Below are 23,172 nucleotides of genomic sequence, written 5' to 3' on the forward strand. Positions count from 1 at the left end.
ACCCAGAGAGGACTCCGCGTGGATGGACCTGCCGGACCTTCCGCCGGACCTCTCCTTCCCAAGACTCGCCACGGCGGCGGATGAGGAGTTCGCCTTCGCGGCGAAGCGGGCCGCCATGGGCCCGCACATCATTTCCCGCTGGGGCTGGGACGAGGCGTTCCAGCGCGACCTGCATCGCCGCCGCTTCGCGGAGAAGCCGTTCTTCGGGATCCGGCGGAACGAGGAGGCGCTCGGCACGCTGTCGGTCGAGCGCGCGGCGGATCACGTCCGGTTCGGCGAGTTCTACATCCTGCCGCCGTTCCACGGCCGGGGCATCGGGTCGGCCATCCTGGCCCATGTGATCGCCCTGGCGGATGGCCTCGGCCTGCCGGTCCGGCTGGAACATCTTCACTGGAACCCGGTCGGCGCGCTCTACCGGCGGCACGGCTTCGCGGAGACCGGGCGCTCCGACATCCACCTCTTCATGGAGCGGCCTGTCCCGGGGCCGGGTTGACGGGAGGAGAGATCATGCACGGCGATCACAGGATCACACGGAGGACGGCCATGGCCCTTTCCCTCACGGCGGCCGGTGCGGGACCGGCGGGGGCGGCGATGCCGGAAGGCCGGCATGCCCAGCTCCCCGGCGTGCGGCTCTGGTACGTGGACACGGGCGGCTCCGGCACGCCGCTGGTGATGCTGCACGCCAACACCGGCACGATCGAGACCTGGGAGCCGCAGATCGCTCCCTTCGCCGCCGCCGGCTACCGCGTCATCGCCTTCGACCGGCGCGGCTGGGGCCGGAGCGAGCCCGATCCGTCCAGCGGGCCGCAGCCGGGGACCGTGACGGAGGACCTGGACGCGCTCGTCCGTCATCTCGGCCTCGATCGCTTCCACCTGCTGGGCGTCGCGGGCGGCGGCTTCGTGGCGCTGGACTACGGGGGCTGGCGGCCGGAGCGGCTGCTGAGCCTGATCGTCGGCGCGAGCTACGGCAACTTCTCCGAGCCGGAGATCCGGACGTTCTTCGACCGCGTGAACTCCCCGGAGTTCCAGCGCCAGCCCTCCGAGTTGCGGGAGATCGGACCGACCTATCGCGGCACGAACCCGGACGGTGTCGCGCGCTGGATCGCGATCGAGCACGGCTCCCGGCGGGCCGGCGCCCCGGCCCAGCCGCTGCGCACGCCGAACACCTACGCAAAGATCGCGGCCATCACCTGCCCCGCGCTGGTGATCGCGGCCGGCGCCGACCTCTACGCGCCGCCGGCGCTGATGCAGATGTGGGCGCGCCGCCTGCCGCGGCATGAGTGGGACGTGATCCCGGAGGCCGGGCACGCCATCGCGTGGGAGTATCCGGAGGCCTTCAACGAGAAGGTGCTGGCCTTCCTGCGGAAGGTTTGAAGCAAGGCTGGGGGAGATGAACTCCCCCAGACCCCCTCCTTTTTCTGTCGGGCTGCCGCGGAAGGCGGAGAGGGGGGGCCAGATCCACCCTCGGCGGCAGTCTGGAATGAGAGGCAGGGCCGAACGCAGGCGCTTGGTGGGGAATGCCGCCTGGCCCTACGCCTTTTCCGCCCCTTGCCACCCCTCGCCGCCCGGCGGCCGCTGCAGCATCGGTCGGTGGATGATTTCGCCGAGCGCCGCGTAGAACGGCCCGCCCAGGCGCGCGACGGGGCGCATCTTCGCGCTGTCGACGCGCTTTCCATCGTAGATCTCGTTCGAGAGATGGAAGGCCACGACCTCTCCGATGTAGAGCGTGTTCACGCCGCGGCCGAGCGGAATCACGTGCTCCAGCCGGCACTCCATCTGCACCGGGGAGGCCGCGATGCGTGGCACCCTCACGCGGCGGCTGGGCAGCAGGCCGATGTTCAGGGCCTCGGTCTCGCTGATGTGGGGCGGGTATTCCTGGGCGGAGTCGTGCATCGCGTCCATCGTCTCCTCGGTCGCGACGTTCACGACGAATTCGCGGGAGGAGAGGATGTTGCGCGCCGTGTCCTTCGTCGCGCCATCGCCCGCACGGGCGGCGATGTTCACGGCCAGCATCGGCGGGCTGGTGGCAACGTAGTTGTAGGAGGAGAAGGGCGCGGCGTTCACCCGCCCTTCCTCATCGACCGTTGTGATCCAGGCGACGGGGCGCGGCACCACGCAGCCGACGACGAGGCGATAGGCGGCGGCGGTGTCGAGACCCTCGCCGTCGACGAAGGTGAAGCGGTCTTCGCTGGACATGAACTTCCCCTGGCGCGCGGAGCGGCCGGCGCGGTCGGGGCGATAGGACATAAGATTGACCGAAGCAAGCTGGGGAAGGCGCCTTCCAACCACCCCTTCATCGGCCTGAGACCATCACATCCTAAGGCCGCCCCAAAGGGCCGCGGGGTCCGGGGGGCACGTCTGCCCCCCGGCGGAGGGTCCGGGAGGCGGCGCCTCCCGGCGCCGCCTCCCAACTGATCTGGCCCGCGAGAGGGTTCACTCCCCCCACCGCGCATCCTCATCGAGCGGGAACACGGGCCGCGGCAATCCGCGGAAGGCGAAGCGCGAGAGCACCGGGCTCACCAGCCCCGGCCCGTCCACCTCCAGCACCCGATCGGGTGTCGCCAACTGGTCGAAGCCGGCGCGGAAATGGCCGCGCGACTTCACGACAATGGTCCGCGCCGCCTCCAGGTCCACGCCGAAGATCTCGGCCATGGCGGGGTCCAGGAACTGCCGGCGCAGCGATCCCACCACCACCAGCACCCCGCTCCCCTCCAGCTCCAGGAGAGCGGACGGACCGAGGGCGAAGGCGCGGCCCGCGATCGTCCCGCGTCGCCCCACCCCGTTTCCGTCCGACAGGCGCCGCACGACGGCACCGGCCGCGAAGCGGTCCGCGAAGGGCGCCGGCACGCGGTTGAACACCGCCTCGATCCGCGCGCCCTCTCCGACGGCATGGGCCTCCGCCGCCAGGATCGGGTCCACGAAGACCCCGAGCACGACCCCCCGCGCTCCCGCTCCGTGCAGCCCTGCCAGCAGGGCCGAGGTGTTGCCCTGACCGCCCCCGCCCGGATTGTCCGCCACGTCCGCCAGGATCAGCCGGGAGCGCGAGGGATCGGGGCCCGTCGCCACGGCCTCCGCCACCGCGACGTCCAACGGGGTCAGCACCCGCCGGAACCGCCCCCGCTCCGCCCAGAGACGGCCCGCGATGGCCTTCGCGGCCGCCCGCGCCTTGTCTGCTTTCCCCGCCCGCGCCGCCGCCCAGACGCAGACCCCGCATTTCGCGATGTCCGTGAAGACGAAACCGCCGGTGACGGAGACGTTCAGGATGTCCGGATCGGCCGCGCGCAGCCGCTCGCCCTCGCGGATCGCCTCGGCATAGGGCATGGCCTCCGCGGTCAGCAGCGTCACGGTCGGCGGCGTCAGGGGCAGGCGGATGAAGTGGACTTCCGGCCGTGCCTCTCCGGCCAGGCGGGCGCGGATGGCGTCCGCCGCCTCCGCCGCGCGCGCCCGCATGTCCACATGCGGGTTGGTGCGGTACCCGATCAGCAGGTCTGACAGCGCGACCTGCCGGTCCGAGACGTTGCAGTGCAGGTCCAGCGTGCCGACCACCGGCACGTCGGGCCCGACCACCTCCCGCACCATGGCCGTCACGGCGCCGTCGGTGTCGTCCTCCTCCGCGGCGCGGCTGGCGCCGTGGGAGCCGACATAGACGGCGTCCACCGGACCGGCCGCCTCCAGCCGCTGCCGTGCGCGCGCGAGAAAGTCGGGGAACAGGCCGGGTTCCATCACCCCGCCGGGCGGGGCGGCGATGGCGATCAGCGGCACCGGCTCCCATGGGCCGGTCGCGTCCATGCGGGCGTAGAAGCCCGGGAACTCCGCCGGCATCTCCGTCACCGTGGAGCGGGCGCCGGACGTGATCGCTCCTCCCTCCACCCAGGACTGCGCCTCGAAATCCGCGCGCGTGGTGGGCGGGGAGAAGGCGTTCACCTCCAGGTGGAGGCCGAGAATCGCGACGCGGGGCGGCTGAGGCATGCCCGGGAGTAGAGAAGCCCCCGCCCACCCTGTCGAGCCGGTGCGGTTGTCACGGAATCATGGCTGACGGCCGATGGCGCCGAGGCTTAGCGTCACCGCCCTTCCGCGAAGGTTCCGCCATGCGCCGCCCGCTCCTCGTCGCCCTTCTCCTCGCGCCCTGCGTGGTGCAGGCGCAGCCCCGCCTCACCGTGCTGACGAGCGAGGACCCCGCCCTCCGCCTGGGCCGCGTGACCTTCGAGGGCGGGCGCACGCTCGAACTGACGGTCGGCATCGGCAGCGCCGCCCATCGCCGGCCGGAGGACCCGGCGGACATCGTCCGCATGCTCTCCGACCGCGGGCCGAACTTCGCCTGCGACGAGGCGGCGGCCATCACCGGCCTGCCGCGCGAGCGGATCTGTGCCGAGGACCGCAACGGCCGCGTCTATCCCGTGCCGAACTACGCCCCCACCCTGTACGGCGTGCAGCTGAACGAGGCCGCCGGGACCTTCCGCGTCTTCGAGGCACTGGCCATCAAGACGCCGGATGGCCGCCCCATCACCGGCCTGACCAACCCGCTGCCCGGCCGCACCGAGACGCCGCTGGACGCCGCCGGCCGCCGCCTGCCCCACGATGCCGCCGCGATCGATGCCGAGGGTCTCTATCGCGCCCCGGACGGCAGCTTCTGGATCGGCGAGGAGAACGCGCCCTCCATCGTCCATGTCGGCCCGGACGGGCGCATCCGTCGCCGCTTCGTCCCGGTCGGCACGGGCGGCGAGCTGCGGGAGGCCGGTTACGAGATCGTGGAGGCACTCCCCGCCATCCTCGCCCGGCGCCAGTCCAACCGCGGCATCGAGAGCCTGACGGGCCACCCGGACGGCAGCGCGCTTTACGCCATGGTGCAGAACCCGCTGGCGAACCCGGACGCCGCCGCCTATCGCGCCTCCCGCAACACGCGGCTGCTGCGCTTCGATCCCGCGGCCGGGCGCGTCACGGGCGAATGGGTCTACCAGCTCGACGATCCCCGCACCTTCCGCCTCGATCCCTCGCAGCGGCAGAACGATCCGCGCATCTCCGAGATGCTCTGGCTCGGCCCCGACCGGCTGTTGGTGCTGGAGCGCACGGACCGCACGACGAAGCTCTACGAGGTGCGGCTGGAGGCCGCCACGAACATTCTCGGCAGCCGCTGGGACGATCCGGCGACGCGCCCGACGCTGGAGCAGTTGAACGACCTCGCCGGCACCGGCGTGGTCGCGGTGACGAAGCGCCTGGTGCTCGACACCGCCGACCATCCGGAGGTCCCTGGAAAGATCGAGGGCCTGGCCCTGATGCCGGATGGTGCGCTGCTGATGGTGAATGACGACGACTTCGGCATCACCGGGGAGCGCACGCGCATCGTGCTCGTCCGCGGGCTCGACCTGGGGCGCTGACACTCCTGGGGAAGGCTCCGCCTTCCCCAGACCCCATCCGCCAGGGGCGAACGCGCCCCTGGACCGCGTCGAATGGACAGATCGCGGGGGCCGGGAGGCGGCGCCTCCCGGGATCGCCCAGTCTCAGGCCGTCACCGGGCTCCGCAGCGTCGCCGCCACCGCCTCCAGCAGCCGCTCGAAATCCGGCCTGTCCAGGGCGCCGATGCAGCCGATGCGGAAGGTCTCCGCCTGGGTCAGCTTGCCCGGGTAGATGAGGAAGCCGCGATCCGCCAGCGCGTCGTAGAAGGCGCGGAATTCCAGCGGCCGGTCGCTGGGCATGCGGAAGGTCGCGATGATCGGCGCCTGCACCGCCTCGTCCAGGAACAGCTCGAAGCCGAGGCGACGCATGCCGGCCAGGAGGGTGTCGAAGTTCCGCTGGTAGCGCCGGCCCCGTGCGGCGGGGCCGCCCTCGGCCTCCAGGCGGCGCAGCGCCTCCACCAGGGCGGCGACGACCTGCACGGGCGGGGTGAAGCGCCATTGGCCGTCCGACTCGAAGCCGCGCCACTGGGCGTGCAGATCGAAGCTGAGGGAGGGGCTGTTGCCCTTCGCCCGTTCGAGCGCGGCGGGCGTGATCAGCGCGAAGCCGAGGCCGGGCACGCCTTCCAGGCACTTGTTGGAGGAGGCGAGAACCGCGGTCACCGGCACGGCGGACAGGTTCAGGTCCAAGGCGCCGAAGCTGCTCATGGCGTCCAGGAGGAAGGCACGCCCGGCCTCGGCGACGACCGTGGCGACCTCGGGCAGGGGGTTCAGGATGCCGGTGGTCGTCTCGCAGTGGACGAGGGCGACATGGGTGATGGCGGGGTCAGCCCGCAGGGACTCGGCCACGCGCGCCGAATCCACCGGCTGGTCCTCCGGCCAGCGCAGGGCCTCCACCGCGCGGCCCATGCGGCGGGCGATCGTCACCATCCGTTCGCCATAGGCGCCGTTGATGAGGACCAGCAGCTTGTCGCCGGGCGCGAGGAGAGTGGCGATCGCGGCTTCCACGATGAAGGTGCCGGAGCCCTGCAGGGGCACCGCGACATGCGTCCCCTCCGCCCCCGCGACGCGCAGCAGGCGGGACCGCATCTCCGCGGTCAGGGCGATGAAGGCGGGGTCGCGCGATCCCCAGTCCCGCAGCATGGCGCGGCGGGTCTCGGGCGCCGTCGTCAGCGGGCCGGGGGTCAGCAGGATGGGGCTGTCCGTCATGGGGAACCTCTCAGCCGGGGGCGACGGCCGGGCGGGTGGCGATGCTCCAGCGCCAGGCGATCACGCCGGGCAAGCCGAGGAGGATGTCGCGGAGGCGCCGGATCAGCACCAGGGCGATGGCGCGGTCCGGCGGGATTCCGAACAGGGCGCAGATGAGGACGTAGCCGCCCTCCTGAACGCCCAGCGCGCCGGGGATGAAGAAGCCGGCGCTGCGGACGGCCTGGCCCAGGCTCTCGATCACCAGCGCCTCGGCGAGGCTCGCCTCGATCCCCAGGGCCCGCAGCGCCGCCCATGTCTCCAGCACGCCGAGCAGCCAGGAGACGAAGTGCCAGAGGCCGCTGCGCCAGAGCCGCCCGGGCTGGCGATAGAGGTGGACGACCGTCTCGTGCAGGCCCGAGAGCTCGCCGAGCGAGGTCCAGCCGACCCGCGCCGCGAGCTGCGGCAGTATCCGCTCCACGAGTTGGAACAGGCCCCAGCGCTGCGCCGCGATGAAGACGCCCGTGACCGCCGCGCCCAGGAGGATGCCGATGATCGCCCAGCGCAGGGCGGAGGCGCCGCCCTCATGCGGGATGAGCAGCAGGACGGCGAGGCCCATGAGGGAGAAGACGATTTGGGAGGCCATCTCGGTCCCGAGGTCCACGGCGAGGCTGGCGATGACCTTCGCCTTCGCCACGCCATAGCGCGCCAGGAGCTGCGCCCGGATCAGCTCCCCCATCGCCTGCACGATCGGCAGCAGCGCGTTGGTGGAGACGCGGACCCAGCGCAGGAAGGTCAGGCCGAGCACGCCCGGCCGGCGCGGATCGTCGATCAAGGGACCCCAGCCGAGGCCGGAGGCGACGGTCTGCGTGACGTTCAGGAAGAGGATGACCGGCAGCCACCATCCCACCTGCAACAGCAGGCGGAGGATCTCGGCCGGATCATTCGTGACGATGAGCGCGACGGCGATGGCCAGCCCGACGAGCAGGCTGACGGCGGTGGTCCAGATCACGCCGGCGACGGCTCCGTGATCGGCGCGGTCAGGAAGTCGCGGAAGCGGCGCGCGACGTCGGCGGGCTTCACCGTGGGCCGGCCGAGCTTCGCCATGGAACCGGGCGCGATGCGCAGGTGGATCAGCGCCGGCCCGCCGGATGCGAGCGCGGCGCGGAAGGCCGCCTCGAACCCATCCAGCGAGGCGCAGGACGCGCCGTAGCGGTAGCCGCAGGCGAGGGCGACCATCGCAAAGTCCACCGAGGCCGAGACGGTCGCCTGCCCGCCGGTGGAGTCATGGACGCCGTTGTCCAGCACCACGTGGATGAGGTTGGACGGCGCATAGGCGCCGACCGTCGCGAAGGTGCCGAGCTTCATGAGGGCAGCGCCGTCGCCGTCCAGCACCACGACGGGGCGGCGGCTGTTCAGCGCCACGCCCAGCCCCATGCCGCTGGCCCCGCCCATGGAGCCGACCTGGTAGAGGTGCTGCGGCCGGTCGGCGAGGGTGAAGAGCTCCCGCCCGCACTTGCCGGTGGTCGCGATCACCCCGGCCTCGTCCGGCACGAGGGCGAGGAAGTGCTCCAGCACCGCGGCCCGGCTCGGGCGGTCGCCCTCGGCCGGGAAGTCCTCCCGCCGGCCCGGCGGGGGCAGGGGGCGGGGCGCCTGGTTCAGCGGGGTGTCGGCCACGTCGTCCTTGCGGACGACGAAGGCGTAGGGAAGGCCGGTCGCCTCCATCCGTTCCACGGCATGGGCCAGGGCCGGGCCCAGCGCCTGCCGCGCGGGCGGGAAGGGCGCCTGCTCCAGCCGCATCAGGGCAATCAGGTCCTGGGTGATCTGACCCATGATCTCGTGCTGCGGCTCGTCCGGGATGCCGGGCTCGCCACGCCACGTCGTCAGGAAGAGCGTGGGGATGCGGAACGGGTGGTTCAGGGAGGTAAGCGGGTTCACCGCGTTCCCCAGGCCGGAGTTCTGGCACATCACCACGGTCTGCCGCCCGGCCAGCCACGCGCCGGAGGCGATGGCCACCGCCTCCCCCTCGCTCGCCGCGCCGACATAGGCGAGGGCGGGCGAGGACAGCACGCCGTTGATGAGCGGCGTGAGGAAGCTGCACGGCACGCCGGTGTAGAAGTCGAAGCCGGCGCGGCCGGCCTCGGTGATGAAGTCGTCCGCGGTGATCATGGGACTCGGTTTAGGTGAAGTTGCGGGCCTCGGCGAGGTCGGTCAGCGTGTCCACGTCCAGCCAATGCCCGGTGAAGTATTTGACGCGGATCGGGTGCTTCGCCGCCAGCCGGGTGAGGAGCAGCGGCAGGTCGCCCGTCTCGAGCAGGCCTTCCGCCTCCATCGCCGCGATCTCCTCCTGCAGCCAGGTGGCGCCGCGGGCGCTGAAGCGGACCAGTCCCATCCATTCGCCGCAGACCTCGCCGGGTGCGATGTCGGCCGCCATCTGGCGCAGATGCGCCTGGTTGTCGTCCAGGTAATCCCCGGTGAAGCGACGGTCCGCCGTCACCAGATCGCGCTTCCCCGGGCGCGTGTTCGACGCGGCCAAGGTGTCCACCGCCACGACGATATCGGCGCGGCTGGTGAGCAGGCTGTCCAGGATGTAAGGGCGGAACAGCACGTCGCCATAGGCCACGACCGTCTCGCCCTGGATCGCGTCCCGGGCCAGGGCCAGCGAGCACACCTCTCCCGTTTCGGCATAATGGTCGTTGTCGATCGTGCGGATGCCCTGCAGCGACACGGCCTCCTTCCGGTAGCCGCGCACGACGGTGATGTCGCGCACGCCGCGCTCCCGCAGCGTGCCGACGAGGCGCTGGAGCAGCGACTGGCCGCGGATGTCCACCATGCATTTCGGCTGGTCCAGCGTCAGTCCGCCGAGCTCCCCTCCCGAGGCGGCCAGCACGATCGCGCCCGCCGCGGGTTTCGCGGGAAGGTAGCGGCGCTCCGCCTCCTCCAGCTCCGCATTGCCGACGATGCGGAAGATGTCCTTCACCGAGGCGACGCTGCCCTCCACGCGGACGAGCGACTCATCCTCGTGGATGCGCGCGGCCGTCTCCCGCATCGCGACGATGGATGCGCGCAGCAGGTGGTTCGCCCAGATGATGGTGGAGATGCCGGCCTGGCGGAACAGGTCGGTCGGCGTCGCGTAGTACATGGTGGGCACGATCACCAGCGGCGCGCGGCCGCCCCAGCGTTCCGCGAACTCGAAGATCTCGTCCGCCATGGACTTCTTGGAGTGGATGAGGATCGCGTCCGCGCCGGCGCGGTGATAGGCCTCGGCGCGGTGCAGCGCCTCCTCCATGCCCCGGCCGGAGATCAGCGCCTCCACCCGGGCGACGAGGACGAAGTCGTCATTCGTCTGGCTGTCCTTGCCGGCCTTGATGCGGCCGCAGAACTCGTCGATCTCCGCCAGCGGCTGCGCCTCGCCGAGGAAGGAGTTCGTCTTCGGGAAGAGCTTGTCCTCGATGCAGACGCCGGCGATGCCGCGCTCGCAGAGCTTGCGGATCAGGCGGCGGACGCTGTTGAAGTTGCCGTAGCCCGTGTCGCCGTCCACCAGGATCGGCAGGCGCGTGGCGTCGGCCATGTATTCCAGCACGTCCAGCACCTGCGTCCAGGACGCCTCGTTGCTGTCCCGCAGGCCGAGCGAGGCGGAGTTGGTGAGGCCCGAGGCCCAGATGCCGCGGAACCCCGCCTCCTCCACGATCTTCGCGGAGAGGCCGTTATGCGCCTCCATCAGGAAGGAGAGGGAGGGGGACATGATCTCGCGCCGCAGGGCGGCGAAGCGCGTCCGGGGCGGCGCGGCCTCGGCCGGCGCGCCGCCGCGGGTGACCGGGGCGTCGATGGAATCCAAGCTGCTTCCTCCCGCAACGGGTACGGCCGACCGGGGCCGTGCTTGTCAGACCTGTGTCCGTCACTTTACCCTTCCGTGACTTCGACGCCAGCATCGGGACCCCCGGATTGCCACTTCTTCAGAGTCCCGCGGCGGCGATCATCCTGGCCGCCGGCGTGAGCCGGCGGCTGGACGGGAACGGCAACCGGCCCAAGATCCTGCTGGAGTTCGGCGGCCAGACCCTTCTGGCCCGACACCTCTCCGCGCTGGACCGCCACGGCGTGCCGGCCGTGAGCATCACGGTCGGCTACCAGCGCGAGCAGATCGAGGCCGAGGTCGCGCGCCTCGGCTGGTCGGACCGCGTGACCTTCGTGGAGAACCCCCGGTACACCCGCGGCAGCCTCGTCTCCCTCTGGGTCCAGAGGGATCGCCTGCGTGCTGGCGCGCCGCTGCTGCTGATGGACGGCGATGTTCTCTACAACCATCGGATGATCGAGGCCCTGATCGCGGCGGAGGGCGAGAACATCCTGCTGCTGGACCGCGACATCGAGCCGGGGGACGAGCCCGTCAAGATCTGCCTTCGCGGCTCTGAGATCGTCGATTTCCGCAAGCAGCCGGAGCACGCGCACGACCGGCACGGGGAGTCGGTCGGCTTCTTCCGCTTCTCGGCCGATACGGCGGCCGCCTTGGCGGAGCGCTGCGAGGCCTATGTGGACGCGGATCAGCTGGACGTGGAGTACGAGGAGGCGATCCGCGACCTGATCCTCGCCCAGCCCGGCCGTTTCCGGGTCGCGGACATCACCCATCTGCCCTGGATCGAGATCGACTTCCCGGAGGACGTGGCGCGGGCGCGGGACGTCGTCCTGCCGCAGGTCGAAGGCTGAACCTCCGCTTCTGCTCCGCGCCGCGGGCCGATCCACCCGCTGCCGCTCGTGTGATCACGGGATCGGGCCGGGGCTTCCTTGTTGGGGACCCCGGAGGAGCCTAGAACGGGGGCAGCATGTCCTCCCCTCCTGTGACCCCGTTGCTGGACCGTGTTCGCGTTCCGGCGGATCTTCGGAACTTCTCGGCCGAGCAGCTGAAGGAGTTGGCCGAGGAGTTGCGGGCCGAGACGATCCACGCGGTCTCGACCACGGGCGGGCATCTGGGCGCGAGTCTTGGCGTAGTGGAGCTGACGACGGCGATCCATGCCGTCTTCGACACGCCGACCGACCGGCTGATCTGGGACGTCGGCCACCAGGCCTACCCGCACAAGATCCTGACCGGCCGGCGCGACCGCATCCGCACGCTGCGCCAGCCCGGCGGCCTCTCGGGCTTCACCCGGCGCTCGGAGTCCGAGTACGACCCCTTCGGCGCCGCCCACTCCTCCACCTCCATCTCCGCCGGGCTCGGCATGGCGGTCGCCCGCGACCTGCTGGGCCGCCGGGCCGGGCAGAACGTCATCGCGGTGATCGGCGACGGCGCCATGTCGGCCGGCATGGCTTATGAGGCGATGAACAACGCCGGCGCGATGAAGTCGCGCCTGATCGTCGTGCTGAACGACAACGACATGTCGATCGCCCGCCCCGTCGGCGCGCTCTCGGCCTACCTCTCCCGCCTCATCTCGTCCCGCCCCTTCCTCTCCATCCGCGAGGTGATGGCGAAAGTGGCCCGCCGCTTCCCCGGGCCGCTCGCGCGGGCCGCCGAGCGCGCCGACGAGTACGCCCGCGGCTTCCTCACGGGCGGGACGCTGTTCGAGGAGCTCGGCTTCTACTACGTCGGCCCGGTGGACGGGCACGACCTCGACCACCTCCTGCCCGTGCTGCGCAACCTGCGCGACGCCGAGGAGGCCGGGCCCATCCTGCTCCACGTCGTCACCCAGAAGGGCAAGGGCTACGCCCCCGCCGAGGCCTCGGCCGACAAGTACCACGGCGTGGTGAAGTTCAACGTGATCACCGGCGAGCAGGCCAAGGCCCCCCCCGGCCCGCCCGCCTACACGAAGGTCTTCGCCCAGGCCCTCATCGCCGAGGCCGAGGCGGACGAGCGCATCGTGGCCGTCACCGCCGCCATGCCCTCCGGCACCGGGCTCGACGCCTTCGGCAAGCGCTTCCCGCGCCGGACCTTCGACGTCGGCATCGCCGAGCAGCACGCCGTCACCTTCGCCGCCGGCATGGCCTGCGAGGGGCTGCGGCCGTTCGTGGCGATCTACTCCACCTTCCTCCAGCGCGCCTACGACCAGGTGGTCCACGACGTGGCCCTCCAGAACCTGCCCGTGCGCTTCGCGATGGACCGCGCCGGGCTGGTCGGGGCCGATGGCGCGACGCATGCCGGCGCCTACGACATCGCCTATCTCGGCTGCATCCCGAACATGACCCTCATGGCGGCCAGCGACGAGGTGGAACTCACCCACATGGTCGCCACCGCCGCCAGCCACGACGCCGGCCCGATCGCCTTCCGCTACCCGCGCGGGGAGGGCAGGGGCCTCGAGCTGCCCGCCCGCGGCACGCCACTCCCGATCGGCAAGGGCCGCATCCTGCGCGAGGGCACCGCCATCGCCCTCCTCTCCTACGGCACCCGCCTCGCCGAGGCCCTGCTCGCGGCCGAGGACCTCGCCGCCCGCGGCCTCTCCTGCACCGTCGCCGACGCCCGCTTCGCCAAGCCCCTCGACACCGGCCTCGTCGAACAGCTCGCCCGCCACCACGAGGTGCTCATCACCCTCGAGGAGGGCTCCACCGGCGGCTTCGGCGCCCTCGTCGCCCACCACCTCGCCCATGCCGGCCTCCTCGACGGCGGCCTCCGCTTCCGACCCCTCACCCTCCCCGACTTGTACCTCGACCACGACACCCCAAAACGACAGTATGACACCGCAGGGCTCAACGCCCCGCAGATCGTGGCCGCGGCCTTGAACGCCATCGGCCTGAACGATGCCGCGGCGCGGCGGCCGCCCCTGGCCGGAGCCGGCTGACCCGCGCCGCCCATGCAGGGCATGCCCAGCGCCTCCCGGATCGGTCACGTCGTCGCCGTCAGCGCGCGGCATCCCTGGGCCGTCCTGCTCCTCTCGATCCTTCTGGCGGCGCTGGCGCTCGTCTACGCTGCGCGCCACTTCGCCATGACCACCGACACCGCCGAGCTGATCTCGACGGACCAGGCCTGGCGGCAGCGGGAACTCGCCTATGCCGCCGCCTTCCCGCAGCAGAGCGACCGCGTCGTGGCCGTGCTGGACGGTGCGACGCCCGAGCTCGCGGAGGCCGGGGCCGCCCGCCTCGCCGCGGCCCTCGCGCAGCAGCCAGCCCATATCCGCACCGTGCGCCGCCCGGATGGCGGTCCCTTCTTCGACCGCTACGGCCTGCTCTTCCTGCCGGTCGAGGCGGTCCAGGCCACGACGGAGCAGCTCATCCGCGCGCAGCCCTTCCTGGGGCCGCTGGCGGCTGACCCCAGCCTGCGCGGTGTGCTCACCGCGCTCTCCACCGTCCTGGCGGGCGTCGAGACCGGTCAGGCGACGCTGGGCCAGGTGGAACCCGCCCTCCGCGCGCTGGCGACACCGATCGAGGCCGCCGTCTCCGGCCGGCCCGCCTTCTTCTCCTGGCGTGCTCTCTTCACCGGTACGGCGCCCACGGCGCAGGAGACGCGCCGCCTTCTGATCCTCCAGCCAGTGATGAACTACCGCGACCTCCAGCCCGGCGCGGCGGCCAGCGCCTTCATCCGGCAGACCGCCCGCGACCTCGGCCTCACGCCCGAGCGCGGCGTGACCATTCGCCTCACTGGCCCCGTCCCCCTGGCCGATGAGGAATTCGCCTCGCTTCAGGAGAATGCCGGCCTCGTCAGCGGTGCCATGACGCTCGCCCTGATCGGCATCCTCTGGCTCGCCGTCCGCTCCGCGCGCATCGTCACCGCGGTCCTGGTCGCCACCTTTCTCGGCCTCATCGTCACCGCGGGGGCGGGACTGCTCGCGACCGGCCGCTTCAACCTCATCTCCGTGGCCTTCATCCCGCTCTTCGTCGGCCTGGGCATCGACTTCAGCATCCAGTTCAGCGTCCGCGCCCTGGCCGAGCGGCAGATGAACCCGGATCTCCGCGCCGCCCTGGCGGCGGCCGGGCGCGGCATCGGCGGGGGGCTCGCCCTCGCGGCCGCCTCCATCGCGGTCGGGTTCTTCGCCTTCCTGCCCACCACCTATCTCGGCGTCGCGGAGCTCGGGCTGATCGCGGGCATCGGGATGGGCATCGCCCTCGTGCTCAGCGTGACGCTGCTGCCGGCCCTCCTCGTCTTGATGCGACCCGCGGCCGACGGCCGCGCCGAGATGGGCTATCCCGCCCTCGCGCCGATGGAGGCCTGGCTCACCCGCCGCCGCCGCGGGGTGCTGGCGGGCGCGGCCGTCGTCGCGCTGGCCTCCGCCGCCCTGCTGCCCTGGGTCCGGTTCGACTTCAACCCGCTGCACCTGCGCAGCCCGCAGGTCGAATCCATGTCGACCCTCGCGGACCTGACCGCGGACCCAGAGCGCACGGCGAACACCATCAGCGTGCTCGTCCCCTCCATCCCCGACGCCGAGGCCCTTGCGCGCCGTCTCCAGGCCCTGCCGGAGGTCGCGCGCACGATCACCCTCACGAGCTTCATCCCGGCCCAGCAGCCGGAGAAGCTCGCGCTGATCGAGGATGCCGCGATGCTCCTCGGCCCGACGCTCGAGGCGCAACCGTCCGATCCGCCATCCGACGCGGATCTTCGTCGCGCCCTGGCCACCACGCGGGATGCTCTACGCCGCGCGGCCGGCGCCGCGCAGGGCGCGCCCGCCGCCGCGGCCCGCCGACTGGCCGAGGCGCTGGACCGGCTCGGCACGGCCGCGCCGGCCGCGCGTGCCGCCGCCACGGAGGCCCTGCTCCCGCCCTTGCAGACGCTGCTCGGCCAGATGCGCGCGCTGCTCGGGGCCGGCCCCGTCACGCTCGAAACCCTGCCCGCCGAGCTGGTGGCGGACTGGCGCACGGCCGACGGCCGCATCCGGGTCGAGGCGGCGCCGCGCGGCGATCCCAACGACAACACCGTGCTTCACCGCTTCTCCGCCGCGCTGCAAGCGATCGCGCCAGAGGCGACCGGCCCGCCCATCTCCATCCAGGCCGCCGGGGGCAGCATCGTCACCGCCTTCCGGCAGGCGGCCCTGCTCTCGGCGGGGGCCATCATCCTGCTGCTGGCCCTCGTCCTGCGCCGCGCGCGGGACGTGTTGCTGACGATGCTGCCCGTCGTGCTGTCCGGGCTGCTGACCTTCGCCAGCTGCGTGCTGCTGGACCTGCCGCTGAACTTCGCCAACATCATCGCCCTGCCGCTGCTCTTCGGCATCGGCGTTGCCTTCAACATCTACTTCGTCATGGCCTGGCGCGCCGGCGAGCACGACCTGCTGCAATCCAGCCTGACCCGCGCCGTGGTCTTCAGCGCCCTGACCACCGCCACTGCCTTCGGTGCGCTGTGGCTGTCCAGCCATCCCGGGACGGCCAGCATGGGCCGGCTGCTCATGCTCTCCCTCGGCTGGGAATTGCTGGTCACCCTGGTCTTCCGGCCGGCGCTTCTCGCCCGGCCGGCGGACGCGGCGTGACTGGGTTGGCGTGTTGCCTCGGGGAAGGCGTCGCCTCCCCCGGACCCTATCCACCAGGGGGTGAACGCACCCCCTGGACCCGCGTCAGATAGATCGCGGGGTCCGGGGGCCTGTTGGCCCCCCGGCGGAGGGCCCGGGAGGCGGCGCCTCCCGGCTCACCCGGCCTCAGTCCACCGTCGCGCCCGCGGCCTCGATCAGCGGCTTCCACCGCGCGATCTCCGCGCGCCAGAAGGCCTGCGCGCCGACCGGCGTCGTGCGTTCGCCCGTCGCGGGCAGGCTGCCCAGCTCGACCATCCGGCGCTGCACCGCCTCATCCCGCAGCGTGGCCAGCAGCGCGCGGTTTAGCCGTTCCACCACCGGGGCGGGCGTGCCGGCGGGGGCGAAGAGCATGTTCCAGCCGGACATGCGCATGGCGGGCAGGCCCGCCTCCTCCGTCGTCGGCACCTCGGGGATGGCTGTCGCGCGAGCGGCCGTGGTGATGGCATAGGCGCGGATTGAGCCGGCGCGGATGTGCTCGGCGTTGTTCGTCGTCTGGTCGCAGCTGAGGTCGAGATTGCCGGCCATCAGGTCGTTCATGACGAGCGCGTTGCCGCGATAGGGCACGAGGGTCACGGGCGTCCCCACCGAGGCGAGCAGCAGCAGGCTGCACAGATGGCTCGTGGAGCCGACGCCGGCGTTGCCGAGGTTCAGCCGCATCCCCTGCCGCCGGATGGCGGCGACGAGATCCGTCAGGCTCGCGGCCGGGAAGTCGCGGCGCGCGATGATGGACATCGGCACCTCGTTCACCATCCCGATCGCCTCCAGCGCCAGCGGATCGAAGGGGAGGTTGCGCAGCAGCGTCGGGATCGTCGCCTGGGCAAGGCTGCCGAAGAGGATGGTGTGCCCGTCCGGCCGGGCGGCGGCGACGCGCCCCTGCCCGATCGAGCCACCGGCGCCCCCGGCATTGTCCACCACCACGGGCTGTCCGAGATCGGCACCGATCCCGGGCGCGATCAGCCGGGCGATGACATCGGCCGGCCCGCCGGGCGCGAAGCCGACGGCCATGGTGATGGGACGTGACGGGAAGGCGGCCGATGTTCCCTGTGCGGCCACGCCGCCCGCGATGGCCGCGGCGAGCGCGGCCCCGAGCAGGCCGAGGCGAGCCATCCTGAACATCGCGAGTCCTCCCGGGCAGTCCGGCCGGAAGGTTCGCCGCAATCACTGCCGTTGCAAAGACGGGCCGAGTGCCGCCTCAGGCTTCGGCCGCGGCGCGCCCCATCTCGCGATAGATGAAGTCGCTGTCGGCCGATGCGGCGCCCTGCACGGCGAGGTCCAGCAGGTGGTGGTGCGGCGACAGGGCGCAGGCGGGATCGACGTTGGCCGCCTTGCCCGTCAGGGCGAAGGCCTGGCAGCGGCAGCCACCCCAGTCGCGCTCCCGATGTTCGCAGCCGCGGCAGGGCTCGGGCATCCAGCCGGTGCCGCGGAAGCGTTGGAAGGCTTCGGAGTTCGTCCAGATGTCCGCGAGGGAGGCGTCCCGCACGTTCGGGAAGACGAAGCCCGGCAGGCTCTCCGCCGCGTGGCAGGGCAGGACGCGGCCGGCCGGCGAGACGGCGAGGAAGGCGCGTCCCCAGCCGCCCATGCAGGCCTTGGGGCGCTTCGCGTAGTAATCCGGCACGACGTAGTCGATCACCAGCCGCCCGCGCAGCCGCTCGCGTGCCTCGGCCACCGTCGCGGTTGCCGCGTCGAGCTGGGCGCGGCTGGGCAGCAGCGCGTCCCGGTTGCGCAGGGCCCAGCCGTAGTACTGGACGTGCGCCACCTCCAGCCGGCCGGCGCCGAGGGTGAGCGCGAGTTCGATCAGCTCGGGCAGGCGGTCCAGGTTCTGCCGATGCACGACGGCATTCAGCGTCAGCGGCAGGCCGGCCGCGTGCACCGCTTCCGCGAAGCGAAGCTTCCGGGCATGTCCGCCGCGCATCCCGCCGATCCGGTCGGCGGAGACCTGTTCCGCGTCCTGCACGGAGAGCTGCACGTGATCCAGCCCGGCGGCCGCCAGTGCCGACAGCCTTTCCGCGTCCAGCAGCACGCCTGACGTGATGAGATTGCTGTAGAGGCCGGCCGCCGCGGCGTGGCCGACGATCTCCGGCAGGTCGCGCCGCGCCGCGGGTTCCCCGCCAGAGAGGTGCAGCTGCAGCACGCCCAGTGTTGCCGCTTCGCGAAACACGCGGCCCCAGGTGGCGGCGTCCAGTTCCTCCGAGGCGCGCGACAGTTCCAGCGGGTTGGAGCAGTAGGGACAGCGCAGCGGGCAGCGATGCGTCAGCTCCGCCAGAAGTCCGATCGGCGGAGGCGGGGCCGTCATGACGGCGCCACCACGCCCTTGGCCGCGAGGTCGTCCAGCATCGCGATCACGTCGGTGGCGATGGCCTCGCGCGGGGCGTCGTAGCGGGCGGCCAGCGCGTCCACCACCGCATCCACGCTGCGCGCGCCGTCCAGCAGCCGCAGGATCTCCAGCGCCGTCTCGTCCGGCACGAAGAGCCGCTCCGGTCCCACCACGACCCAGCGGCCGCGTGCCGGATCCTCCCGCAGCCGCATGCCTCGGGCGAAGCGCAGGACGCTGTCCGGCCCGACCGTCATGGCACGAAGGCGCCGGGCGGCGGCAGGCCCGGGCTGACATAGGCGTGGTGCAGCGCATCGAGCTGCGCCCAAAGCAGGTCGCACTTGAAGCGGAGCGCGTTGAGCACGCTCTCCTGCTCCTCCCGCGTGCGCGCCTCCCGCTTCACGTAGCTCAGCGCGAACTCCACGTCCTGCGGGGCCTGGGTCAGCCGCGGCGTGAAGTAGGCGAGCGTCGCCGCGTCCACGAAGTCGTAGGTGCGCAGCATGCCGCTCACCCGCTCCGAGATGATGGCGGGGGAGAACATCTCCGTCAGCGACGACGCGATGGCTTCCAACACCGTCCGATCGCGCACGAAGTGGACATAGGCGTCCACGGCGAAGCGCGTGCCCGGCAGCAGGCCGGCGAGGGAGGTGACGTAGCCGTCGTCCAGTCCCAGCCCACGCGTCAGCACGAGCCATCGCTCCACGCCGCCGGGCTTGCTGCCATCGCCGTCATGGTCCTCCAGCCGGCGGCGCCATTCCCGGCGCAACGCGGTGGTGGGCAGGCGGGCCAGGAGGGTCGCGTCCTTCGCCGGGATGCTCGCCTGGTAGTAGTAGCGGTTCAGCGCCCAGGCCTGGACCTGGCCCTTGCCGAGCTGCCCGCCATGCAGCAGCCGGTGGAAGGGGTGCAGGTTGTGGTAGCGCTCGGCGCCGATGGCGCGCAGCTGCGCCTCCAGCTCGTCCGGGCTCAGCAGGGCGGTCAAAGGGTGAACTCCATGCCGTCCTCGCCGACCTCCCAGCCGGCGGCGGCAACGGACGCGCGCTCCGGGCTGTCGGCCAGCAGGACGGGGTTGGTGTTGTTGAGGTGGACGAAGACGCGCCGATGCACGCCGAGACCGGCGAAGGCGGCGATCGCGCCCTCCGGCCCGTCGATGCTCATATGGCCCATGCGGGCGCCCGTCTTCGGGCCGGCGCCGGCGCGGATCATTTCGTCGTCCCGCCACAGCGTACCGTCGAACAGGACCAGGGCGGCACCATGAAGCCGATCGCGCAGGGCAGGGGTCATGGCGGCGCAGCCCGGGATGAAGAAGGCGGTCGTGCCGTCGCCGGCACGGAGGGACAGGCCGATCGTCTCGCCCTCATCGGCCCGGCCGGGGTCGGTGCCGTCCTCCAGGAAGAGCGGGACCTTACCCGGCACCGGGAAGGCCTCGACCGTCAGGCCGAGCGCCGCCCCGTCCGCGTCGCGCAGGTCCAGCGGCCCATCGGTCGGCAGGGGCCGGCGCGGCACGATCTCCGGGTTCAGCGCGCGGAAGATCGGGTTGGCCTCCAGCACGGCGAGGGAGGGAGGGGCGGCGTAGAGGGCGAAGGGATGGCGTTCCCGCAGGGAGAGAAGCCCGGCCACCGTGTCCACCTCGGCCCCCGTCAGCACGGCAGCGGTGATGGGAGAATGGCGGATGACGCCCGGGGCCGGCCTGGGGTGCAGGGCCGGGGTCGCGGCGATCTGGGCGGTCAGCTCCGGCGCGGCGTTGACCAGCACCCAGCGATCCCCATCCGCGCTGGCGGCCAGGGAGCACTGGGTCCGGGGGCGCGCCGCCGGGTCGCCGGCCCGCGCGCGAAGACAGCCCGGCCCGGCGGAGTTCCATTGGGGGAAACCCCCGCCCGCCGCCGCGCCGAGGAGGATGAGGCGCAACATTCCCATCCCACCCCCGGCACGGGCCGGGGGCCTTAAATACTAGGCCAGCTCGGCGCAAGCGTAGCTGTTGATCTCCATGCCGGCCGCGATCTCGACGATCTTCGGGGTCTTCCAGGCCATGCTTAGCTCCTCCGGTTCGGCGTCGGGCGCCAGGAACATTCCCGCGCATCGGGTCGTCGCCGTCAACGGGCAGATGGGACGCCGCCGCGCCAGGTCCATGGGGCGGGGGCGGGAAAGCCACGGGAAAACCCCCAACCCCTCGTGAGATCGCCCACCCCTGCGCCGAGCGCTTGCCGGTCCCGCCCCTCACCGCTATTGCATCCACCGGTATACAATCCGGGAGGGCGTGATGGTGGACTGGACCCGAACCCGGGACGTGGTGGTGATCGGCGGGGGCAATGCGGCGATCTCCGCGGCCATCACGGCCCGCCAGCTCGGCGCCTCCGTCATGCTGCTGGAATACGCACCGCGGGCCTTCCGGGGCGGCAACACCCGGCACACCCGCAACCTGCGGGTCATGCATGACGGCCCGGTCGGCACGCTGACCGATGCCTATGACGAGGAGGAGTACTGGGACGACCTCCTCCGCGTGACGAAGGGCGAGACCGACGAGGCGCTGGCGCGCATGACCATCCGCGCGAGCACCGGGGCCCGAACCTTCCTGGAGGCCAACGGAGTTCGGTTCCAGCCCTCCCTCTCTGGCACGCTGTCGCTGTCCCGGACCAATGCCTTCTTCCTGGGCGGCGGGAAGGCGCTGCTGAACGCGCTCTACGCCACGGCGGAGAGGCTGGGCATCGAGATCCTCTACGACACCGAGGTGACGGAGATCCGCCTGCAGAAAGGTTTCGCGCGGGAGCTGGTGGTGAACTTCCGCGGCTTCCCGGAGACGCTGAAGGCCAAGGCGGTGGTCGCGGCCTCCGGCGGCTTCCAGGCGAATCTCGACTGGCTGAAGCGCGCCTGGGGGCCGGCGGCGGAGAACTTTCTCATCCGCGGGACGCCCTATGCCCAGGGGGTGGTGCTGAAGAACCTGCTGGACCAGGGCGTGGCGCCGGTCGGCGATCCCACCCAGTGCCATGCGGTGGCCATCGACGGCCGCGCGCCGAAGTTCGATGGCGGCATCGTCACGCGGCTGGACTGCGTGCCCTTCTCGGTCGTCGTCGACAAGAACGGCAGGCGCTTCTACGACGAGGGCGAGGACGTCTGGCCCAAGCGCTACGCCATCTGGGGCCGCCTGGTCGCGCAGCAACCGGACCAGGTCGCCTACGCCCTGATCGACAGCAAGGCGGAGAAGCTCTTCATGCCCTCCGTCTTCCCGGCGATCCGGGCGGATACCCTTGGCGAACTGGCGCAGAAGTTCGGCCTGGACCCCGCCACGGTCGAGGAGACGGTGCGCGGGTTCAACGCAGCCTGCGTGCCCGGTCCCTTCAACTCCAACGCCCTGGACGGCTGCCGGACCGAGGGGCTGGACCCGCCCAAGACTCATTGGGCCCGCCCGCTCGATACGCCTCCCTATTTCGGCTACCCGCTGCGGCCGGGGATCACCTTCACCTATCTCGGCGTGAAGGTGGACGGGACGGCGCGGGTCTGGATGGAGGATGGCAAGCCCTCCGGCAATCTCTTCGCGGCCGGCGAGATCATGGCGGGCAGCATCCTCGGCCGCGGCTACCTCGCGGGCTTCGGCATGACGATCGGCACCGTCTTCGGCCGCCTGGCCGGCGAGAGCGCGGCCCGCGCCGCTCTGAACAACGCCGGGATGCGCGACGCCGCATGACCCGCCCGACCCAGCAAGGCAGCCCGACGAGATGAGAGAGACCGATGCCGTCGCCGATGCGCGGCGCGACCTGGAAGTGTGCAACGCTTGCCGCTACTGCGAGAGCTTCTGCGCCGTCTTCCCCGCGATGACGCTGCGGCGGGACTTCTCGACCGCGGATATCGGCTACCTCGCGAATCTCTGCCACAACTGCCGTGGCTGCTACTACGCCTGCCAGTACGCGCCGCCGCACCCCTTCAACATCAACCTGCCCCAGACCTTCGCCCAGGTGCGGTCCGAGACCTATGAGGACTATGCCTGGCCGGCGCCGATGCGCGGGCTGTTCAAGAGCAACGGCAACCTCATCGCGATGACCACGGTGGTGCTCATCGCGGGGGTGCTGCTCGCCTGCATGGCGATCGTGGACCCCTCCATCCTCTACACCCCGCAGACCGGGCCGGGCGCCTTCTACCGCGTCATCCCCTGGTGGGTGATGGTGCTCATCTCCGGCACCACCTTCGGCTTCGCGATCCTGGCGCTGATCATGGGCTTCCGCGCCTTCTGGAAGGACACGGGCGGCAAGCCGGGGGAGCTGACCCAGGGACGGCCGCTCGCGACCGCGCTGCACGACATCTTCACGCTGCGGAACCTCGGCGGTGGGGGCGGCGGCTGCAACGACCGGGACGAGGCCTTCTCCAACACCCGGCGGCGTTTCCACCACCTGATGTTCTACGGCTTCCTGCTCTGCTTCGCCTCGACCACCTCGGCCACCTTCTACGACCACTTCCTCGGCCACCCCGCGCCCTACCCCTTCTGGTCGCTGCCGGTGCAGCTCGGAACCTGGGGCGGGGTGGGCATGGTGCTGGGCACGGCGGGGCTGATCTGGGTGAAGATCACCGCCGACCCCGCGCCGGCCGCGCGCAACCTGCTGGGGGCGGAGTATGCGCTGCTGACGCTGCTCTTCCTCGTCGCTTCCACCGGCCTGCTGCTGCTGGGGCTACGGCATACGGGCGCGATGGGGGTGATCCTGGCGGTCCACCTCGGTACGGTCTTCGCCTTCTTCCTCCTCACGCCCTACTCGAAGATGGTGCATGGCGTGTACCGCTCGGCGGCGCTGCTGCGGCACGCGCTGGAGCGCCAGCCCGCGCAGCCCTCGCCGACGCTGCCGCCCTCGGCGCAGTCAAAGGATCGCGCGGCGGGGTCCGTGGCCTGACC

General features: G+C 71.8%; 20 protein-coding genes. 8 read left to right on the plus strand and 12 right to left on the minus strand.

The window, feature by feature from the left end:
- Nucleotides 1-22: 22 nt before the first annotated feature.
- Complete coding sequence (locus ACP6CK_RS20255; RefSeq protein WP_426955114.1) at nt 23-493, plus strand: GNAT family N-acetyltransferase; 471 nt, start codon at nt 23-25, stop codon at nt 491-493.
- Nucleotides 494-543: 50 nt separating this feature from the next.
- The gene (locus ACP6CK_RS20260) at nt 544-1,374 is read left to right on the plus strand and encodes an alpha/beta fold hydrolase (protein WP_426955115.1); all 831 of its coding nucleotides are present in this window, start codon (nt 544-546) and stop codon (nt 1,372-1,374) included.
- A 156-nt stretch (nt 1,375-1,530) separates the two neighbouring features.
- On the opposite strand, the gene ACP6CK_RS20265 is transcribed toward ACP6CK_RS20260, so the two are convergent.
- Both ACP6CK_RS20265 and ACP6CK_RS20270 read right to left on the minus strand, forming a co-directional pair.
- Complete coding sequence (locus ACP6CK_RS20265) at nt 1,531-2,196, minus strand: flavin reductase family protein (RefSeq protein ID WP_426955116.1); 666 nt, start codon at nt 2,194-2,196, stop codon at nt 1,531-1,533.
- Between the two features lie 237 nt (nt 2,197-2,433).
- Complete coding sequence (locus ACP6CK_RS20270; protein ID WP_426955117.1) at nt 2,434-3,969, minus strand: M81 family metallopeptidase; 1,536 nt, start codon at nt 3,967-3,969, stop codon at nt 2,434-2,436.
- A 119-nt stretch (nt 3,970-4,088) separates the two neighbouring features.
- On the opposite strand from ACP6CK_RS20270, the gene ACP6CK_RS20275 reads away from it, so the two are divergent.
- On the plus strand, nt 4,089-5,375 hold the full coding sequence (locus ACP6CK_RS20275; RefSeq protein WP_426955118.1) for an esterase-like activity of phytase family protein: 1,287 nt from the start codon (nt 4,089-4,091) through the stop codon (nt 5,373-5,375).
- Between the two features lie 123 nt (nt 5,376-5,498).
- On the opposite strand, the gene ACP6CK_RS20280 is transcribed toward ACP6CK_RS20275, so the two are convergent.
- The 4 genes from ACP6CK_RS20280 to aepX are packed head-to-tail and all read right to left on the minus strand — an operon-like array spanning nt 5,499 to nt 10,413.
- Nucleotides 5,499-6,599 (minus strand): 2-aminoethylphosphonate--pyruvate transaminase, encoded by a 1,101-nt coding sequence (locus ACP6CK_RS20280; RefSeq protein ID WP_426955119.1) that lies wholly within the window; start codon nt 6,597-6,599, stop codon nt 5,499-5,501.
- Between the two features lie 10 nt (nt 6,600-6,609).
- Nucleotides 6,610-7,587 carry a lysylphosphatidylglycerol synthase domain-containing protein gene (locus tag ACP6CK_RS20285; protein WP_426955120.1) on the minus strand — a complete coding sequence of 326 codons (978 nt, stop codon included), beginning with the start codon at nt 7,585-7,587 and terminating at the stop codon, nt 6,610-6,612.
- Nucleotides 7,584-8,744, minus strand: coding sequence for a phosphonopyruvate decarboxylase (gene aepY, locus ACP6CK_RS20290; RefSeq protein WP_426955121.1), 1,161 nt, complete (start codon nt 8,742-8,744; stop codon nt 7,584-7,586). Before aepY ends, ACP6CK_RS20285 begins: the two co-directional genes overlap by 4 nt.
- Before the next feature lie 10 nt (nt 8,745-8,754).
- A complete protein-coding gene (aepX, locus tag ACP6CK_RS20295; protein ID WP_426955122.1) occupies nt 8,755-10,413 on the minus strand; it encodes a phosphoenolpyruvate mutase in 1,659 nt (552 codons plus the stop codon).
- A gap of 107 nt (nt 10,414-10,520) precedes the next feature.
- Between aepX and ACP6CK_RS20300 the strand changes: the two genes are divergently transcribed.
- The 3 genes from ACP6CK_RS20300 to ACP6CK_RS20310 all read left to right on the plus strand — a co-directional run bounded on the left by ACP6CK_RS20300 (nt 10,521) and on the right by ACP6CK_RS20310 (nt 15,949).
- The gene (locus tag ACP6CK_RS20300) at nt 10,521-11,276 is read left to right on the plus strand and encodes an NTP transferase domain-containing protein (RefSeq protein WP_426955123.1); all 756 of its coding nucleotides are present in this window, start codon (nt 10,521-10,523) and stop codon (nt 11,274-11,276) included.
- Nucleotides 11,277-11,392: 116 nt separating this feature from the next.
- Complete coding sequence (dxs, locus tag ACP6CK_RS20305) at nt 11,393-13,336, plus strand: 1-deoxy-D-xylulose-5-phosphate synthase (RefSeq protein ID WP_426955124.1); 1,944 nt, start codon at nt 11,393-11,395, stop codon at nt 13,334-13,336.
- 12 nt (nt 13,337-13,348) lie between these two features.
- Entirely contained in the window at nt 13,349-15,949 is a 2,601-nt protein-coding gene (locus ACP6CK_RS20310; RefSeq protein WP_426955125.1) for an MMPL family transporter, read from the plus strand.
- A gap of 165 nt (nt 15,950-16,114) precedes the next feature.
- Here the strand turns inward: ACP6CK_RS20310 and ACP6CK_RS20315 are convergent, their stop codons facing one another.
- From ACP6CK_RS20315 to pqqA, 6 genes are all read right to left on the minus strand, one after another.
- The gene (locus ACP6CK_RS20315; RefSeq protein WP_426955126.1) at nt 16,115-17,104 is read right to left on the minus strand and encodes a tripartite tricarboxylate transporter substrate-binding protein; all 990 of its coding nucleotides are present in this window, start codon (nt 17,102-17,104) and stop codon (nt 16,115-16,117) included.
- 76 nt (nt 17,105-17,180) lie between these two features.
- Nucleotides 17,181-18,281 (minus strand): pyrroloquinoline quinone biosynthesis protein PqqE, encoded by a 1,101-nt coding sequence (pqqE, locus tag ACP6CK_RS20320; RefSeq protein WP_426955127.1) that lies wholly within the window; start codon nt 18,279-18,281, stop codon nt 17,181-17,183.
- Nucleotides 18,278-18,556: a pyrroloquinoline quinone biosynthesis peptide chaperone PqqD gene (gene pqqD / locus ACP6CK_RS20325; RefSeq protein WP_426955128.1), complete on the minus strand. Its 279-nt coding sequence runs from the start codon at nt 18,554-18,556 to the stop codon at nt 18,278-18,280. Before pqqD ends, pqqE begins: the two co-directional genes overlap by 4 nt.
- A complete protein-coding gene (gene pqqC, locus ACP6CK_RS20330) occupies nt 18,553-19,278 on the minus strand; it encodes a pyrroloquinoline-quinone synthase PqqC (RefSeq protein WP_426955129.1) in 726 nt (241 codons plus the stop codon). Before pqqC ends, pqqD begins: the two co-directional genes overlap by 4 nt.
- Nucleotides 19,275-20,207, minus strand: coding sequence for a pyrroloquinoline quinone biosynthesis protein PqqB (pqqB, locus tag ACP6CK_RS20335; RefSeq protein ID WP_426955130.1), 933 nt, complete (start codon nt 20,205-20,207; stop codon nt 19,275-19,277). Before pqqB ends, pqqC begins: the two co-directional genes overlap by 4 nt.
- Before the next feature lie 39 nt (nt 20,208-20,246).
- On the minus strand, nt 20,247-20,366 hold the full coding sequence (gene pqqA, locus ACP6CK_RS20340; RefSeq protein ID WP_426955131.1) for a pyrroloquinoline quinone precursor peptide PqqA: 120 nt from the start codon (nt 20,364-20,366) through the stop codon (nt 20,247-20,249).
- Between the two features lie 190 nt (nt 20,367-20,556).
- On the opposite strand from pqqA, the gene tcuA reads away from it, so the two are divergent.
- A complete protein-coding gene (gene tcuA, locus ACP6CK_RS20345) occupies nt 20,557-21,978 on the plus strand; it encodes an FAD-dependent tricarballylate dehydrogenase TcuA (RefSeq protein WP_426955132.1) in 1,422 nt (473 codons plus the stop codon).
- Nucleotides 21,979-22,009: 31 nt separating this feature from the next.
- Complete coding sequence (tcuB, locus tag ACP6CK_RS20350) at nt 22,010-23,170, plus strand: tricarballylate utilization 4Fe-4S protein TcuB (RefSeq protein ID WP_426955133.1); 1,161 nt, start codon at nt 22,010-22,012, stop codon at nt 23,168-23,170.
- Nucleotides 23,171-23,172 lie beyond the last annotated feature (2 nt).

Origin of the sequence: Muricoccus radiodurans (assembly GCF_050154705.1) — a bacterium.
GTDB classification, from domain to species: domain Bacteria; phylum Pseudomonadota; class Alphaproteobacteria; order Acetobacterales; family Acetobacteraceae; genus Roseomonas; species Roseomonas radiodurans.

What these genes read in the sequence shown, in the direction of transcription:
- ACP6CK_RS20255 (WP_426955114.1), top strand. Translation starts at nt 23, where the DNA reads ATGGACCTGCCGGACCTTCCGCCGGACCTCTCCTTCCCAAGACTCGCC.
- ACP6CK_RS20260 (WP_426955115.1), top strand. Translation starts at nt 544, where the DNA reads ATGGCCCTTTCCCTCACGGCGGCCGGTGCGGGACCGGCGGGGGCGGCG.
- ACP6CK_RS20265 (WP_426955116.1), bottom strand. Translation starts at nt 2,196, where the DNA reads ATGTCCAGCGAAGACCGCTTCACCTTCGTCGACGGCGAGGGTCTCGAC.
- ACP6CK_RS20270 (WP_426955117.1), bottom strand. Translation starts at nt 3,969, where the DNA reads ATGCCTCAGCCGCCCCGCGTCGCGATTCTCGGCCTCCACCTGGAGGTG.
- ACP6CK_RS20275 (WP_426955118.1), top strand. Translation starts at nt 4,089, where the DNA reads ATGCGCCGCCCGCTCCTCGTCGCCCTTCTCCTCGCGCCCTGCGTGGTG.
- ACP6CK_RS20280 (WP_426955119.1), bottom strand. Translation starts at nt 6,599, where the DNA reads ATGACGGACAGCCCCATCCTGCTGACCCCCGGCCCGCTGACGACGGCG.
- aepY (WP_426955121.1), bottom strand. Translation starts at nt 8,744, where the DNA reads ATGATCACCGCGGACGACTTCATCACCGAGGCCGGCCGCGCCGGCTTC.
- dxs (WP_426955124.1), top strand. Translation starts at nt 11,393, where the DNA reads ATGTCCTCCCCTCCTGTGACCCCGTTGCTGGACCGTGTTCGCGTTCCG.
- ACP6CK_RS20310 (WP_426955125.1), top strand. Translation starts at nt 13,349, where the DNA reads ATGCAGGGCATGCCCAGCGCCTCCCGGATCGGTCACGTCGTCGCCGTC.
- ACP6CK_RS20315 (WP_426955126.1), bottom strand. Translation starts at nt 17,104, where the DNA reads ATGTTCAGGATGGCTCGCCTCGGCCTGCTCGGGGCCGCGCTCGCCGCG.
- pqqE (WP_426955127.1), bottom strand. Translation starts at nt 18,281, where the DNA reads ATGACGGCCCCGCCTCCGCCGATCGGACTTCTGGCGGAGCTGACGCAT.
- pqqD (WP_426955128.1), bottom strand. Translation starts at nt 18,556, where the DNA reads ATGACGGTCGGGCCGGACAGCGTCCTGCGCTTCGCCCGAGGCATGCGG.
- pqqB (WP_426955130.1), bottom strand. Translation starts at nt 20,207, where the DNA reads ATGTTGCGCCTCATCCTCCTCGGCGCGGCGGCGGGCGGGGGTTTCCCC.
- pqqA (WP_426955131.1), bottom strand. Translation starts at nt 20,366, where the DNA reads ATGTTCCTGGCGCCCGACGCCGAACCGGAGGAGCTAAGCATGGCCTGG.
- tcuA (WP_426955132.1), top strand. Translation starts at nt 20,557, where the DNA reads ATGGTGGACTGGACCCGAACCCGGGACGTGGTGGTGATCGGCGGGGGC.
- tcuB (WP_426955133.1), top strand. Translation starts at nt 22,010, where the DNA reads ATGAGAGAGACCGATGCCGTCGCCGATGCGCGGCGCGACCTGGAAGTG.